The 13795-nt window shown below is 62.9% G+C and carries 17 protein-coding genes; 12 read left to right on the top strand and 5 right to left on the bottom strand.

Annotated elements, in window-relative coordinates:
• Both JOZ06_RS01980 and JOZ06_RS01975 read right to left on the bottom strand, forming a co-directional pair.
• Entirely contained in the window at positions 1-2814 is a 2814-nt protein-coding gene (locus tag JOZ06_RS01980) for an AAA family ATPase (RefSeq protein ID WP_293228137.1), read from the bottom strand.
• On the bottom strand, positions 2814-3485 hold the full coding sequence (locus JOZ06_RS01975) for a hypothetical protein (RefSeq protein ID WP_293228135.1): 672 nt from the start codon (positions 3483-3485) through the stop codon (positions 2814-2816). Before JOZ06_RS01975 ends, JOZ06_RS01980 begins: the two co-directional genes overlap by 1 nt.
• Before the next feature lie 203 nt (positions 3486-3688).
• On the opposite strand from JOZ06_RS01975, the gene JOZ06_RS01970 reads away from it, so the two are divergent.
• From JOZ06_RS01970 to JOZ06_RS01920, 11 genes are all read left to right on the top strand, one after another.
• The gene (locus JOZ06_RS01970; protein ID WP_293228133.1) at positions 3689-3991 is read left to right on the top strand and encodes a hypothetical protein; all 303 of its coding nucleotides are present in this window, start codon (positions 3689-3691) and stop codon (positions 3989-3991) included.
• A 22-nt stretch (positions 3992-4013) separates the two neighbouring features.
• Positions 4014-4589 (top strand): hypothetical protein, encoded by a 576-nt coding sequence (locus JOZ06_RS01965; protein WP_293228131.1) that lies wholly within the window; start codon positions 4014-4016, stop codon positions 4587-4589.
• Positions 4590-4748: 159 nt separating this feature from the next.
• Positions 4749-5105 carry a hypothetical protein gene (locus tag JOZ06_RS01960; RefSeq protein ID WP_293228129.1) on the top strand — a complete coding sequence of 119 codons (357 nt, stop codon included), beginning with the start codon at positions 4749-4751 and terminating at the stop codon, positions 5103-5105.
• 19 nt (positions 5106-5124) lie between these two features.
• The gene (locus JOZ06_RS01955) at positions 5125-5763 is read left to right on the top strand and encodes a hypothetical protein (RefSeq protein WP_293228128.1); all 639 of its coding nucleotides are present in this window, start codon (positions 5125-5127) and stop codon (positions 5761-5763) included.
• 59 nt (positions 5764-5822) lie between these two features.
• Positions 5823-6287 carry a SycD/LcrH family type III secretion system chaperone gene (locus JOZ06_RS01950; RefSeq protein ID WP_293228127.1) on the top strand — a complete coding sequence of 155 codons (465 nt, stop codon included), beginning with the start codon at positions 5823-5825 and terminating at the stop codon, positions 6285-6287.
• Positions 6284-7657, top strand: a complete 1374-nt coding sequence (gene sctE, locus JOZ06_RS01945) for a type III secretion system translocon subunit SctE (protein WP_293228126.1) — start codon at positions 6284-6286, stop codon at positions 7655-7657. The genes JOZ06_RS01950 and sctE overlap by 4 nt, the downstream gene beginning before the upstream one ends.
• 20 nt (positions 7658-7677) lie before the next feature.
• A complete protein-coding gene (locus JOZ06_RS01940) occupies positions 7678-8253 on the top strand; it encodes a hypothetical protein (RefSeq protein WP_293228124.1) in 576 nt (191 codons plus the stop codon).
• Positions 8254-8272: 19 nt separating this feature from the next.
• On the top strand, positions 8273-8659 hold the full coding sequence (locus JOZ06_RS01935; protein WP_293228122.1) for a hypothetical protein: 387 nt from the start codon (positions 8273-8275) through the stop codon (positions 8657-8659).
• A 117-nt stretch (positions 8660-8776) separates the two neighbouring features.
• On the top strand, positions 8777-9127 hold the full coding sequence (locus tag JOZ06_RS01930) for a hypothetical protein (protein WP_293228121.1): 351 nt from the start codon (positions 8777-8779) through the stop codon (positions 9125-9127).
• A gap of 150 nt (positions 9128-9277) precedes the next feature.
• Positions 9278-10234: a sensor domain-containing diguanylate cyclase gene (locus tag JOZ06_RS01925; RefSeq protein ID WP_293228119.1), complete on the top strand. Its 957-nt coding sequence runs from the start codon at positions 9278-9280 to the stop codon at positions 10232-10234.
• A gap of 220 nt (positions 10235-10454) precedes the next feature.
• A complete protein-coding gene (locus JOZ06_RS01920) occupies positions 10455-11159 on the top strand; it encodes an aspartate/glutamate racemase family protein (protein ID WP_293228118.1) in 705 nt (234 codons plus the stop codon).
• Here the strand turns inward: JOZ06_RS01920 and JOZ06_RS01915 are convergent.
• Positions 11143-11919: a hypothetical protein gene (locus tag JOZ06_RS01915; RefSeq protein ID WP_293228117.1), complete on the bottom strand. Its 777-nt coding sequence runs from the start codon at positions 11917-11919 to the stop codon at positions 11143-11145. The genes JOZ06_RS01920 and JOZ06_RS01915 overlap by 17 nt on opposite strands.
• Positions 11920-12031: 112 nt before the next feature.
• Here JOZ06_RS01915 and JOZ06_RS01910 point away from each other — a divergent pair, with 112 nt between their 5' ends.
• Positions 12032-12286, top strand: a complete 255-nt coding sequence (locus JOZ06_RS01910; RefSeq protein ID WP_293228115.1) for a hypothetical protein — start codon at positions 12032-12034, stop codon at positions 12284-12286.
• 207 nt (positions 12287-12493) lie between these two features.
• Here JOZ06_RS01910 and JOZ06_RS01905 read toward each other — a convergent pair whose 3' ends face one another.
• Both JOZ06_RS01905 and JOZ06_RS01900 read right to left on the bottom strand, forming a co-directional pair.
• On the bottom strand, positions 12494-13408 hold the full coding sequence (locus JOZ06_RS01905; protein WP_293228114.1) for a sensor domain-containing diguanylate cyclase: 915 nt from the start codon (positions 13406-13408) through the stop codon (positions 12494-12496).
• A 119-nt stretch (positions 13409-13527) separates the two neighbouring features.
• Positions 13528-13713: a hypothetical protein gene (locus JOZ06_RS01900; RefSeq protein ID WP_293228112.1), complete on the bottom strand. Its 186-nt coding sequence runs from the start codon at positions 13711-13713 to the stop codon at positions 13528-13530.
• Positions 13714-13795: the final 82 nt, after the last annotated feature.

Genomic DNA, 13795 nt, shown 5'->3' with positions numbered 1-13795 from the left:
CTACGCCGTGGCCGGCCGGCTCTCGACGCGGCGCCGCGTCTGCAAAATAGGCGGCGCCCAGACTTCGCCCGGGCGTTTTTTGCGCGTCGCCAGCGTCAATTCGGACGGCGCGAAAATATTGATGTTGTGCGTGTTCGGTGTGGTAATCAAATACTGCGCCTCGGTGGCCTTGAGGAAGCCCGCCACGCGGTCGATGTTGAAAATATCCAAGTGCGCGAACGGCTCGTCGATGAACACGAAGCCGGAAGGATTGGCCTCGTCCATCATCAGCGCAATGAGCAGAATCAGCGACTTCATCACCTGTTGACCGCCCGACGCCTCACCGTCGTTCATGCCCATCATGCCCTTCTGGTCGAAATTGAAGCGCAGCACCAACCCGGCCTGGGCCAGCACCGCGTCATCGTTGTCGAGACTCGGCAATTCGACCTCGACGCCGATGCCCGCCAATTCGCCCAATCGCTTGACGTTTTGACCGTAGGTGCGCACCGTGGCGCGCAGCTTGTTGATATAGGCCGCGCGCGCGTCGTCGGTGAGGCCGCTCGCGCGGTCGACCTCTTGCTGACGCCGTTGGCGCTCGTGGGCCAGTTGGGTCAGATCGTCGACCAGCTTGTCCTTGAGCGCCAGCACGGTCTCGTCGGTTTCCCAGTCGCCGCTTTGCAACCGCTCCTGGAGATAGTTGAGCTGATGGCGCGCGTCGGCCGCGCTGTCGTATTCGTCCAGCAGCGCCGCCAGCGCCTCGGGGGCGAGTTGCTCGCGCGGCAAGCTCGCCGCGCCCTCGCGCAGCTCGGCCAACAGACGGCGCACCTGACGCCGGCTGCCTTCCACCTGCGCGCGCAGCGCGGCCAACTGCGTCAGGCCTTCCTGCTCGCGCTGGCAGACGCGGTCATGCGCCAGGCGGGCATCGCCATGGCGCGCCTCGGCATCGCTCTTTTCCTGCTGCGCCTCGGCCAGTTGACCGCCCAATCGCGCCACTTCCTCCTTCAAGCCGGCCAAACGCGTTTCCAACGCGGCGAATTCCTCCGCGCGGGCGTCGAGCGCGGCGATGGCATCCATCCCGCCCAAATACTCGGCCAATTGCGCCGCCTCGGCCGAGAGCGCGACGTGACGCTCCTCCTCGGTCAACATGCGCTGATTGAGCTGGCGCACTTCCTCGCGCAAGGCAGCCAGGCGCGACTGGCGCGCCGCCTCGCCAAAAGCGTACTCGTGCGCGGCCACGCCGATATGGCGCGCGCCGCGGCGTTCCTTGAAATAGCCGTCGCGGGTGATCCAATCGCCGTCGACGTTTTCCGCCGCCGCCACGTTCTCCACCTTGGTGACGCTGCCCAGCTGGCGATACAGCCATTCCGGCGCGGCGGCGGAAAAGCGCACCACTTCCAGCAAACTGCCGGCGCGCGCCTTCGGCGCTTGATCGCGCTCATGCACCAGAAAATGACGGTAACGCAGCCGCTCGGCCAGCGCCCACGCCGCGCGCCGGTCGCCGCCGTCCTCCAGCAGCACCACATGGCGGTACGGCCGCAGCAGCGCCTCGACCGCGCCCTGCCAGCCCGCATCCAGCACCTCGACGATGTCCGACAGCATGAGGTGGCGGATGTTCGCCTCGTCCAGCGCGGCGCGGAACTGGCGCACCTCGTCGGGCTGACGGCCTCGGCCGACCTCCAGCGCCTCGACATGCTGCGTCAACTCGGCGCGGCGCTGGCGCATGGCGCGCAGCCCGTCGCGCACAGCCTCGGTCTCGGCGCGCAAGCCGGTAAGCTTCTGCGCCAGCTGGGCCCCGTCGTCGCCGTACTGTTTGCCGGCAAGCGCCTGCAGCCGGTCGCGCTCCTTCAACTGCCCCTGTACCGCCGCCACGTCGGCCTTGTGCGCGATAAAGGCATCCTGCAGATGCTGGCGGCGCGTTTCCGCCGCCTCGCGGGCCGTGGCCGCGCTCTGCTCGGCTTGCTGCAGCTTGCGCACCAAATCCAGGCTATCTCCCTGCGCTTTTTCCGCCAGGCGCAGCGCTTGCAGCTGACCGCGGTAATCCCGCCACAGCCCGCCCACGCCGGCTTTGGCGTCCATGTGGCTCAGCACCGGCAAGGCTTGATCGCGGATCTGCGCCACGCGTTCGTTCAGTTGGCGCCATTCGACATAGCGGTTGGCGCGGGTACGCATGGTCTCGACCCGCGTCTCCAACGCCTCCTCCTGGCGCGTCAACGCGGTCAGTTCCAGTTCGGTCGCCTTCTGCTCGTCACGCGCACGCTGATAGTTGTCGAGCACGTCCTTGTCGCCGAACACCTGAAACACCAGATCGAGCAATTGCCGCGGCGAGTACTCGGTCAATTTGTCGGTATCGCCCTGCTCCAAGGCCAGCACCTCGGCCACCGCCGAGGTCAATCCGGCCATTTCCAGCTGACGGCGGTATTCGTGCACGCCCAGCCACTGCGCGCGACCCTCGGCCTCTTCCAGCGCCACATCCCCGTCGAGAATGGCGTAATGGCGCACCCAATCGCCGCCCTGTTTACGAATACGGCACAACAGCGTCACCGTGTCGCTCACGATCGGGAAAAACGGCGTCGGATACAGCCCGCCGCCCAGGCGGCGCGGATTGTCCACCACGCCGCGCAGATAGGCGAACGCCTCGCGGTTGTTGCGCACGTAGCGCTTGTAATCGCGCTTGCCGGAGCACTTGATCGCCAACAGCGTGCGCAGCGCGTCCAACAGCGTGGTCTTGCCCGAGCCGTTCGGCCCGATGATGGTGACGATTTGGGCATCCAGCGGCACCGACAGCCGCTGCCAAAAATCCCAGTGCACCATTTCCACCGACTTCATTTGAAACATCAGCGGCCTCCCGTCGCGTCGGACGCTGCATCAGGCGTCAACGCCTGGCGGCGCGACAGCACGTCGCTCAGCGCCCCTTCGATAATGCGCGGCGCCATCTGACTGTAATCGATCATCAAATCCAGCATCGGACCTTCCTGCAGCATGCGGTTGCGGCGCACGACGAAGCCCAAATTGGCCAGCCGGCCCAAATTGGCGTTAAAACGGGTACGACCGCCCAATGCCTTGCCGAAATCGGCGTACAGCGCGTCTTCCGACACGCCGGTCGATACCGATTCTCCCGTCTCCACCGGCTTTTGCGCGCCGAACATGTCGCTCTGATTCTCGCGTCCGGCCTCGACGCGGGAGATCTGACGCTCGCGCTTGGGCAAGATGATCTGCGCCCAGAGAATCACCAGCAGCGCCACCCCGTCGCGCGGCAAGCCCAGATTGTTGTTGATCCAGCTGTCATCCGCGCCGAACACCGGCTCCATCATCGGCGGCAAAAGCGCCACGGCGATATGTTCGGCATACGGGTTTTCCACCAGGCGCAAGCCGACCTCCGCCAAACGGCGGTCGAGCTCGTTGCGGAAAATATCGTCCAGCAGCGCGCGGCGCGCCAAAGGGTCACTGCGGCTCACCACGCGGTGCGCCAGCAACCGTGCGGTAAGCGTCTTGAGTTCTATATCCATGGAGTCCAAAGCGGAAAGGAATCATGTCGGACCAGCCGATCCGGCTGTGATTATCCCATAGTCTAAAAATATCCATCAAATCTACCCACGATTAACGGCGCCAACGGCCCAAAAAACAAAATTCCGGCCACCAATCCCAAAATGGCGCCGCCAGCGGCTGGTTTAGCATTGCCCGCAGACTCAACCAACCACAGGAATTTTCCATGCCGTCGTCCCGCGCGCACCCCTCGGCCACGCAGCTCGCCGAACAGACCCAGGCCGCGCTCATTACCCAATTGCGCCAGGCGGAGCAGTTGAAACAACACATCCACGCGTTATTGGAACGCGCCAAAGACGATCCCCAGGCCCAACAGGCGCTGCTGGCGCTTGAGGCCCAGACACGCGGCCCCTGGGGGCAAAACCAGAAGCGGCTGCTGGCCGCGCTGCAACAGCTGGCGCAACACCTGCCGGCGCCCCCCGCTGCGGATGCTCAGGGCCGTCGAGCCAACCGGCGGCCCTTTTTTTAACCTTCCACTGCTAGGAAAACACATGACCGACTCTCTCGCCCTTCGCCCCGCCGCACAGGGACCGCTAACCGCCACCCAAGGCGCGGAACAGACGGCGTCACCAACGCTGCTCGAGCGGCTCAAGCAGATCGCCACCACGATCATCGACAACTTCATCGTGCCGGTAATCGACACCGGCAAGCGCGTGCTGCAAGGCATCGCCACCTTGCTGTCTGGCAAGCCCACGGCGTACGACGCCAAAAATCACCAGGCGCTGCTCAATGTCATGCTCACCGGCATGGACCAACCGGAAACGCGCAAAGACTTGCCGGCGGACACGATGACTTTCCTGATCGACAACGGCATCTCGATCCAAACCCAGCACGGCCCGCGACGGCTAACGGACTATCTGAAGTCGATCGGCCATCCGGACGGCAAGGGGCTGGATAAGGCGCAGCTGCAAGACATTCTGAGCGCGCTCAAGGCCAGTGCCGGCACAGGCGTGACGGACACGATCCTGCACTATCTGAACAAAACGCTGGAAACCGTCATGCTGCTGCGCGATTTGCTCAAGGTCATCCCCGACCCGATTCTGCGCGCGCTGCCCAACGCGCGCTAAGCCCTCCCCGGCCGGACGCCTGGCGCCCGGCCGGGGTCGCCGGACAACCAAGAATTCTCCGAAGGAAAAAACCAAACAGGCGTCCAGATTGCCACAGCCCCGGCGCCGAGCGCTCTCTAGCATGACTGTCATGCTCAACGACCCCAAGGCCTCCACCCCATGACATACACGCCGGAATCGACGCAGCGCGAACTCGCTTTGCAGAGCCAACAAGCCCAGGCCGAGCTGACTGAACAGATGCAGCGCGCGCAACAACTGCAACAGCAAATCCACCAGTTGGAAGCCCGCGCCCAGAACGACCCCAAGGCGCGCGACGCGCTGCAAACGCTCAGCCAAGTGGTGCAAACCGCCTGGCAAGAAGCCGAGCCGCGCCTGCGGCTGCAGCTCGCACGCTTGGAGCGCTATGTGCAATCCCAGCCTCCGGCGGTGATCGAGGAGGCGCTGACACTCCCCTCGCCTTCGACCGCCGCCGTCCCCAAGACGAGCGCCTCGGCCATCCGTCGCTCGTTCCTGTAACACCTTAAAGGAGAATGCCATGACAACCATCAGCAACAACTTCGGTCCGCCGCCCTACGTCGACTACGACACCAACGTGTACGGTCAAAACGGCAACTCGCCGGCCCCCGCGCCAGGGCCGAGTCCGTCCGCGCCGGTCACGCACAACCCGGTGATCTATCAGGTCGTCAACCCGCTGCTCATCATGATCAACACCATGATGCACTTCGTGAATCTCAACGCCACCTGGATCTTGACGGTGAGCCAGCAGATGGATCAGCAAAACAAACTGGCGGAGGGCGCCAAAGAGCAGGCGGCCAACCTGGACGGCATCATTACCAATATGACCGATGCCAATGCCAAGCAAGACGTGCCGCCGGACGTGCTGCAGTTCTGCCGCGACAACAACATTGTGATCCAAACCGATAAGGGTCCGATGAACATCGACGACTATCTGAAGTCGATCGGCCATCCCGATGGCAAGGGGCTCGACAAGGAGCAGATGACGCGCATTCAAAGCGCGTTGTCTGCCACCGCCGATCAGGCCAGCAACCTGTCCGCCCAGTACCAGCTCAAGATGCAGCAGTACATGAGCAACTACAACAACGGCATCAGCCAGATCAGCTCCTTCATCAAAGCTATTTCCGACGCGGTGAGCGGCGTCATCCGCAACTTCTAATCGGCCAAGCCACGCGGGGCAAGCCCGGCCTTGCCCCGCTCAGAACGGGAGACGCCGCCATGCCGCAATCCATGGAGTTCGTGCGCGAGGCGCTACGCCAGGGCGCCACCATGCAGGCGCTGCTGGATATCGATCCGGCGGATCTGGACAACCTCTACGCCGATGCCTGCCAGCGGTTTGACCAAGGCGACTTCATCGGCGCCAAAAAGCTGCTGCTCATCCTGACCCGGCTCAGCCACTGGCAGTTCGATTACTGGCTGGCGTTGGGCCTGACCTGCCAACGGCTGGGAGAGCATGACGAGGCCGTGCATAGTTTTAGCCAAACAGGGCAATTGCGCCTGGACGACCCCCGCTCCGCCTACCTTGCCGGCTTGAGCCTGCACGCGCTCGGCCAGCTCGGCGTCGCTCGGCAAGCCTTCGACGCCGCGCTCAACTGGTGTGCCGCCAAACCGGAATATCAAGAACTGAAACAGCAAGTACTGCACATGCAGTCACTTTGTCCGCAACAACAGGAGCGCTCATGACCATTAGCACCCTCACCCCATTGGGGTCGGCCGCATTGTGGCCAACCGATCATTCCGCCGCCGCGCCGGCCAAACCCGCCCCGCACGCGCCCGTGCCGGCACAGGCCTTGCGGATGGCCGACAGCGTGGACCGCTTTCGCCCGACGCCGCCGCGCCAGCGCGTATCGGCCCAGACCTCGCAACAATCGCTCGACCGCGTGCTGACGCAGAGCGGCCTGCCGCTCACCGCCACCAACTTCGAGGGCAAATCGGTGGCCGAGGTGATGGCGGCGGCCGCCGCCGGCTTGTACAACAACAACCTCAAGCTGGCGGAAATCGACACCAAGGGCCAGCAAAACCGCATCGAGGCGACCAACCAGATCCGCTTGAAACAATGCGACGACCTGCGCCAGCAGATCGACCAAGCGCTGGCGGACCAGAAGAAAGCCCAGAAGTCCGGCATCCTCGGCACCATCTGCAACTGGATCACCGCCGCCGTGAAGCTGGTGGTCGGGGTAGCGAAACTCGTCACCGGCAACGTGATCGGCGGCCTGGCCGACCTGGCCGCCGGCGTCGCCGGGGTGGTCAAGGCCGTGGCTTCGACGCTGGCGCTGGCCGATCCGAAACACGCCGATACCTACAACAAGATCGCCGACATTGCCGGCAAGGTGGAAATGTCGTTCGATCTCGTCGGCATGGGCTTCGACATCGGCAAGGCCGCCAAGGGGCTGATGGGCAGCAAGGGCATCGGCCGCGCCACCTCGCGCGTCATGCAAAGCGGCGAAGCCGGCAAAGCACTGACGGGCGCGATCAAGGAAGGCACCAAGGCCGGCATCGAATCGGCCGCCAAGCAAATCGCCAAGGAAACCGCCGAACTGACCAGCGAAACGCTCAAAAAGAGCCTGGCCAAGGCCAGCAAGGACATGATCGAGCGCTTCAGCACGGAAAATGTGGAGAAACTGGTGCAGAAGGCCGTCACCGACGTGGCGACGCAAACCGTCAAGAACGGCGGCGAAGTCACGCTCAAAGCGGTGGCCAAGCAGGTCGAGCGCGAGGTGCGCCAGCAAATCGCCAAGACGGTGTTCGGCGCCTCGGTGACCACCACGCTCAACATCGCCAAGCAAGTCACCACGGTATCGCTGTCCTCGTCCGCTGCGATCGGCAAGCATGCCATCGACTTGGACCGGGCCAAGCTGCAACGGGCGATTCAGCGGCTCATTGCCGACATGGACTTCCAACAGGCGCTGGTGCGCGCGTTCCAAGCCATCATCGCCAACAAGCAGGACGCGGCCAAAGACGAAATCAAGAGCGCAGGCCAAGCGCTGCAAGGCGGCTTGGGCGGCCTCAACCAACTTGGCGCGGCGCAGATGATGATCACTGCCGCCGCCTAACCCTTCTCCGGAGAAACCCTATGACGACCCTGAATACCCCTTTGGCCAGCAGCGCTGGCCTGGCCGCCTCGTACCCGCTGCAAAATGGCGCTGACGTCACCATGTCGATCGCCGCCGCGCTGATCATGGCGGAAAAGTCGGCCCGCGATCTGAACAAGATCAACAACCAGATCCAGCAAACCTTTCTGGTTGCCTCGCAAGCGATCGCCGTGGCGGCTTACCGCACCCAGATGGACGCGGCGGACAAATCCTACCAAGCGGCCAAGACCCAGGCCGCCGTCGGTATCGCCGCCGGCGTGCTCGGCATGATCGGCGCCGGCGCGGCGGCCGGCTCCGGCCTCACGCCGATCAGCGAGGCCGGCCGCGCCGTCGGCCAGGTCATGGATGGCGGCGCCAATCTCGCCGCCGGCAAGGAGACACTGGCCAGTCAACAGCAAACGGCCCAGGCCGAGTACTTGAAGCAGCAGATCGATCAGTGCCTGCGCCAGAGCGACTCGGCCCAAGGCGACGCCAAGCAGGTGCTGCAGGACGTGCTGCAGTACCTGCAGAACATGGTCAATCTGCTCGGCAAAATGTCCGACGCCATCCAGCGCTAAACCGGTGGACACACCGATCATGGATGACGTCAGCCGCCACCTGCGGCGCCAGGGATTCTCGCCGCGGGCCGAGTACTTTCTCGCCAGTGATTTTCTGCTGGGTTACACCATCGAGACCGAGCACTTTACCCTGACCTACCGACAGGAAGGTCCACGGCTGATCCTGTGCGACTTCGCCGCGCGCGAAGCCGACGGCAAGGCGGTGCAAGCCTTGTTGACCTTGGTGAAGCGGACCATCGCCGCCGTGCCGTCGGTGGCGCACGTCGACGCGATGATCCTGGCCGAGCCCGGCGATCCGGCGCTCGACCAAGCCCGCAACCGCCTGGCGCAGGTGTTGCTGGCCGAGGGCGCCCGGCCAACCGAGATAAACGGCGATCTTTGGCTACGCTACCTCTGCCGCGCTTAACCCACGCCCGGTCCTCGGACCGGGCGATGTTTTCGAACACACCGTCAGAAATCGTTTCGGCATCCGACTTATGTCATGTCCTCTCGGCCTCACGCGCCAGTCCTTCTATGGACTGCCATGACGGAGATAAGCGATATGAGCAGCGCAATATCGAGCGATTGCACCACATCCATTGCGGCTTACGGTTCGCCGTCCGCCAATGCCCCACCCGCGGGGTTGGATGCCCAGTTGGCGAAATATCAAGCGGAGTTGGCCGATTGGCAAAATTGCCCATCGCGGACGACGCCGGAGGGCAAGGCAAAAATCAAGGCTCTGCAGCAGAAGGTCGACGAATTAAAGCATCAGCAACAACAAGCCGACGCGATGCGCAACACACGCCGGCAGCCCGCGACGGTTACTGTGCCGAGCCAAAGTGCAGTGCGTTCGGGGGCCTCCCCATTAGGGGGTACTGTCGATGTCTACGTTTAGCCGTGCGAGAAATGACACGCGTTCATTAGATTGTCATTTCAAGCCATCGCGAGGCACGTGTATGATAAATAAATAGTTAAGATGTAAATAATCACTCGTTACAACTTCCCCTGCCGCCAAAGGATCCGAGGGGTAAGGGTAAGGTGGAGCATGGTGCAGAACGATACGCAGAACCTGTATGCCGAGATCGCGCGTCTCCGCGACGAACTGGCGCAGGCCCGGCAGACAATTCACGCGCTGACAGAGAAACTGGATGCCGCGCTCGACGGCACCGGTCTATGCCTATGGCAAGGGTTGCCGCAAACGGGCGAACTGCAGGTGTTCAACCTGCAGAACTTCCAGCCGGGCGACATGGCGCCGCATTTCGATCTTTGGTATGCCAAACTGCATCCCGATGACCGCGATACCACCGTGGCCAAATACTATGACCATCTTGACGGCAAGACCCCCCGATACGAGGCCGAATATCGCACCCTGGGGTCTGATGGGCAGGTCACATGGCTATGGGACCTCGGCCGGGTCGTGGAGCGGGATGCCGAGGGCCGGGCACTGCGGATCATGGGAGCGCATTTCGATATCACCCAACGCAAGACCGCCGAAGCGGATATTGCCCGCTTGGCCCATGTCGACCCGCTGACCGGCCTGGAAAACCGGCGCATGATGCTTGAGCGTATTCGTTCCGAGCAAGGTCACACGGACGCGGATATCGGCGTCATGACCCTGGCCATGCTCGACGTCGACCATTTCAAACAGATCAACGACACCTATGGCCATGAGGCCGGCGATCAGACGTTGATCGCCGTCGGCCAATGCATTCAGCAGGCGGTGCGCGAGGGCGATGCCTGCGCGCGCTGGGGCGGCGAGGAGTTTCTATTGCTGTTGCGGCGCACCCGCCTAGAACAAGCCCGCGGCGTAGCAGAGCGCGTGCTGGCGACCATCCGCCACCATCAGGAAATCGTCGGCGATGCCCGCATCGGCGTCACGGCCTGCATAGGCCTGGCTGAATGGCGCGAGGGGGAGTCGATCGAAAACCTGCTCAGACGCGCGGACGCGGCGCTGCTGCAAGCCAAACGCAACGGGCGCGACTGCCTGGTCTGCAGTGAGTAAGAATCTCTAACAAAAGTACCGGCAAGGCATCCGCCCAGGTCTTGCAGCGTGCGTTCGCCGCAGGCAATGCACGTCTTGAGCGAGTCCCACGACCGTGCGTTGCTTCGCGAACGCACGCTACCCAACCGCGAAATGTGTTCTGTTTAGAGGTTCTAAGCATGGCCGGCGCGATACGGACATAATAGGGCAAGCCCTTTTCCTCTCCGATATCGAGCACAACATGAAAACCATCGGCCTCATCGGCGGCATGAGCTGGGAGTCCTCCGCCGAATACTATCGTCTGATCAACCAAGCCACGCGGACACGCCTGGGAGGGCAGCACAACGCCCCGAGCCTGATGCTGACCGTGGATTTCGCCCCCATCGAGGCACTGCAGGCCGCAGGCGACTGGGACACGCTCGGCGAACGCATGGCGCAGGCGGCGCGGCAACTTGAAGCCGGCGGTGCCGAGTGCGTGGTGTTGTGCACCAATACCATGCACAAGCTGGCGCCACAGATCGAGACCGCCACCCGGCTGCCGCTGTTGCACATCGCCGACGCCACCGCCGACGCGATCAAGGCCGCCGGCTTCAGCCGCGCGGGCCTGCTCGGCACGCGCTTCACCATGGAACAGGATTTCTACCGCGGCAGGCTGGAACAGCGGCACGGCCTATCGGTGTTGCTGCCCGAGGCCGCCGAACGCGACACCGTCCATCACGTGATTTATCAGGAGCTGTGCCAAGGCGTGATCCGCGATGCCTCGCGCGACGCCTATCGACGGATCATCGATGGACTCTTCGAACGCGGCGCGCAATGCGTGATCCTCGGCTGCACCGAAATCGGCTTGCTGATTCAGCAAGCCGACACGGCGCTGCCGGTATTCGACACCACGCGCCTGCACGCCGAGGCCGCCGTGGCCTGGAGCCTGGTCAGCGAACCCGCTTGAGCACGCCCAAATCCACCGCCGGGGCCGCTTCGCCGTCAAAGGCATGATGCAGCGCGTCGGCGTAATGGCCCGATAGATCGTTAAGCGCCTCGACCAGCGGGATGTTGTCCGCCGCGACGCCGCCGGCGGTCCATTTGTTGAGATCCTTAAGACGCTGATCGTCGTCCTGGTAGCCGAAGGCGCTCGGGCTGATCCACAGCGAGGTCTGCATGAATTGCGCGCGGCCATAGCGGCTGTAGTTGCTATAGAGCAAAGTGCCGGGCACGCTGATGCCGTGCTGGGTCAGCCAATGCGTTACCGTGCCGAAATAAGCATCGTTGCTATAGGCAAAACCGTAGACGGGTTGGGTGGTCAAGCATTCCGGGAAAGAGAAGCTGCCATCGTAGGCGTTGAGCAAGTAAAGATTACGTTGAGCACGGTTGCATGGGTCATCTTTCCAACCACGAATCCCTGTGGGAGGAAACGCGGTGGCATTACCCCTAAAGCGCAGCAATGCCACCAACTGGCCCTGCTGCGTATGGGCCAACAACACATTCGCCACCTTGAAAGTCGCCACTTGATTGCGCCCCTGAGGAATCGTCCCTTCCCCCTTGGTGGCCAACACCACCGTCCACTCCCCCTTGGGCAAGGGATAGTGGCTCTGATTGAACTGGATCTCCCCCTCGACCTGCATGCCCGGCGCTAAATCAAGCACGTTCATGCCGCACACGGGCAGCGAAACCACCATCAGGGCCCCCAGCCATCCTCGCAGCGCTTTCATTCTACCGTTCCTAAATTAAATATTAACGGCAGACACTATAATCAATTTGTATAAAACATAATACTAATTTATGTATTAACTACCGGATGGCCAACTGAACTATGATGCGGATATGGTCATCTCGTTGAAATCGCACCTATCCCGGCTCGCCCCGGCCCTCTTCGGCCTGGCCGCCGCGCCAATCTGGGCCGCCGATGCCGGGCTGCCGCCCAACCAATACCTGCCGCTCGAACCGCCGATGCGCATTGTGGTCACCGTGGAACAACAGGCGAAGAGCGCAGAGTGGCATGCCACCTTGGCCAAATATGGCCTCAAGTGCGGCAACCCGGCCTGCCCGGTCTGTTATCCGCCCAGTCCCACCCCCTAGGGACCCTCTGAACAAGTTATTTGCCACTGCGTTTGGTCAACAGGCGGCCGAATGCAAGGCGCGCGACGCAGGTCGCAGTTATTCTGCGATGCCAAGGAACGCAACGCTGTCAGGCGGCCGCCTGTTGGCCAAACCCTTCGGGGCGCGCCACCCGATGACGGAGGTCTCCTAAGCACTACCGTTGGCCTGATCTCAGACGTCAAAACATCAACACGCCTCAATACGGTTGCGACCGGCGGCTTTGGCTTGATAGAGCACGTGATCGGCGGCGCTGATCCACTCGTTGAAGGTTCTGAACTGGTCGCTCAAGGCCACGAGTCCGGCGGAAAACGTGTAGTTGAACCCGGCGGCCACCTGGTTCAGCGGGGAGGAGGCTACCGTCGTGCGCAGCCGCTCCAGCGCGCCGCAGGCATCCGCTTGCGCCGTCTCCGGGAACAGAATGGCGAACTCCTCGCCGCCGACCCGCCCCGGGAAATCCCGCCCGCGCAACACGTCGCGCAGCATGCCACCGAAGTGGACCAGCACCTCGTCCCCGGCCGGGTGGCCGAACTGATCGTTGACGCGCTTGAAATGATCCAGGTCGAGCATCGCCAGGCTGATGGCGGTTTTACGGTTGCGCGAAAGATCGAACTCCTCGCCGATGCGTTTGAAGAAATGCCGCCGGTTGGCAACGCCGGTGAGCTCGTCGGTCATCGCCAGGTATTCCAGCTCCTGATGCGCGGCTTGCAAAGCAAGCGCGGTTTGTTTGGCCTGGGTAATGTCGGCGGCCACCAGCGACATATTGCCGGTCGGATGTACCTGCTTGCTGAACAGCAGCCAGCGGCCATCGCTCAACGCGATCTCGAAATTATGGAAAACATGCGCGCGGTGTTCGTAATAAGCCATGTGCAGCCAATCGGAAAAAGACTGCATCGGGTCGGTAACGAGTCCGTGCTGATAGATCCAGCGCAACACCTCGGTATGCGTGCGGCCGCACATCGGCGTTTGGCCAAAGGCGAACAACTCGGCGAACGCTTGGTTGTAATACAGCAGGACATCGTCGGGATCGAGCACCGCAATCCCGTTCTGACTGTTGGCCAATTGCAGCAGCAGCGTATCGCGCAGATGTTCGGGGATATCCATAGCCGGTAGCCTTATGCGCCGAGGAAATCATGCTGGATGTGCCGGTGGTATAGTATCCGGCCACAATCAGGTCAAGCCGCGCCCGGCGGGCCCACCGGGCAGCGTCGTTCACGCCGCGCTTACGCGCGCGCCACCGCTTGCAGGACATCCAGCTTGTAGCTCACCGCGGCCAGCAGACTACGCGCCGCCTCCTGGTTGAACCGGCGTCGCGACGTCGGCGCCAGTTGCTGCACCAGGCGGTTGACGGTGAATTGGATATCGCGCAAATCGCGCTCGAGCGGGGAAACGGTACGGCGATGTGCCATGGTCGAACTCCTTCGATGAACTGCACAGTAGGGAGGAGCTGCCGGTAGGTGGCGGCAGGCCGAGCGAAGGTTGACGGACCGG

Source organism: Paludibacterium sp. (assembly GCF_019232825.1).
Taxonomy (GTDB): Bacteria; Pseudomonadota; Gammaproteobacteria; order Burkholderiales; family Chromobacteriaceae; genus Paludibacterium.
The sequence above is the reverse complement of the archived record's forward strand: the minus strand, read 5'-3'. Positions and strand labels throughout refer to the sequence as shown.

Excerpts from the sequence above, each read along its gene's own strand:
- JOZ06_RS01925 (WP_293228119.1), top strand. The coding sequence starts at position 9,278 with ATGGTGCAGAACGATACGCAGAACCTGTATGCCGAGATCGCGCGTCTC.
- JOZ06_RS01975 (WP_293228135.1), bottom strand. The coding sequence starts at position 3,485 with ATGGATATAGAACTCAAGACGCTTACCGCACGGTTGCTGGCGCACCGC.
- JOZ06_RS01940 (WP_293228124.1), top strand. The coding sequence starts at position 7,678 with ATGACGACCCTGAATACCCCTTTGGCCAGCAGCGCTGGCCTGGCCGCC.
- JOZ06_RS01950 (WP_293228127.1), top strand. The coding sequence starts at position 5,823 with ATGCCGCAATCCATGGAGTTCGTGCGCGAGGCGCTACGCCAGGGCGCC.
- JOZ06_RS01930 (WP_293228121.1), top strand. The coding sequence starts at position 8,777 with ATGACGGAGATAAGCGATATGAGCAGCGCAATATCGAGCGATTGCACC.
- JOZ06_RS01900 (WP_293228112.1), bottom strand. The coding sequence starts at position 13,713 with ATGGCACATCGCCGTACCGTTTCCCCGCTCGAGCGCGATTTGCGCGAT.
- JOZ06_RS01915 (WP_293228117.1), bottom strand. The coding sequence starts at position 11,919 with ATGAAAGCGCTGCGAGGATGGCTGGGGGCCCTGATGGTGGTTTCGCTG.
- JOZ06_RS01955 (WP_293228128.1), top strand. The coding sequence starts at position 5,125 with ATGACAACCATCAGCAACAACTTCGGTCCGCCGCCCTACGTCGACTAC.
- JOZ06_RS01905 (WP_293228114.1), bottom strand. The coding sequence starts at position 13,408 with ATGGATATCCCCGAACATCTGCGCGATACGCTGCTGCTGCAATTGGCC.
- sctE (WP_293228126.1), top strand. The coding sequence starts at position 6,284 with ATGACCATTAGCACCCTCACCCCATTGGGGTCGGCCGCATTGTGGCCA.
- JOZ06_RS01960 (WP_293228129.1), top strand. The coding sequence starts at position 4,749 with ATGACATACACGCCGGAATCGACGCAGCGCGAACTCGCTTTGCAGAGC.
- JOZ06_RS01920 (WP_293228118.1), top strand. The coding sequence starts at position 10,455 with ATGAAAACCATCGGCCTCATCGGCGGCATGAGCTGGGAGTCCTCCGCC.
- JOZ06_RS01970 (WP_293228133.1), top strand. The coding sequence starts at position 3,689 with ATGCCGTCGTCCCGCGCGCACCCCTCGGCCACGCAGCTCGCCGAACAG.
- JOZ06_RS01935 (WP_293228122.1), top strand. The coding sequence starts at position 8,273 with ATGGATGACGTCAGCCGCCACCTGCGGCGCCAGGGATTCTCGCCGCGG.
- JOZ06_RS01910 (WP_293228115.1), top strand. The coding sequence starts at position 12,032 with ATGGTCATCTCGTTGAAATCGCACCTATCCCGGCTCGCCCCGGCCCTC.
- JOZ06_RS01980 (WP_293228137.1), bottom strand. The coding sequence starts at position 2,814 with ATGTTTCAAATGAAGTCGGTGGAAATGGTGCACTGGGATTTTTGGCAG.
- JOZ06_RS01965 (WP_293228131.1), top strand. The coding sequence starts at position 4,014 with ATGACCGACTCTCTCGCCCTTCGCCCCGCCGCACAGGGACCGCTAACC.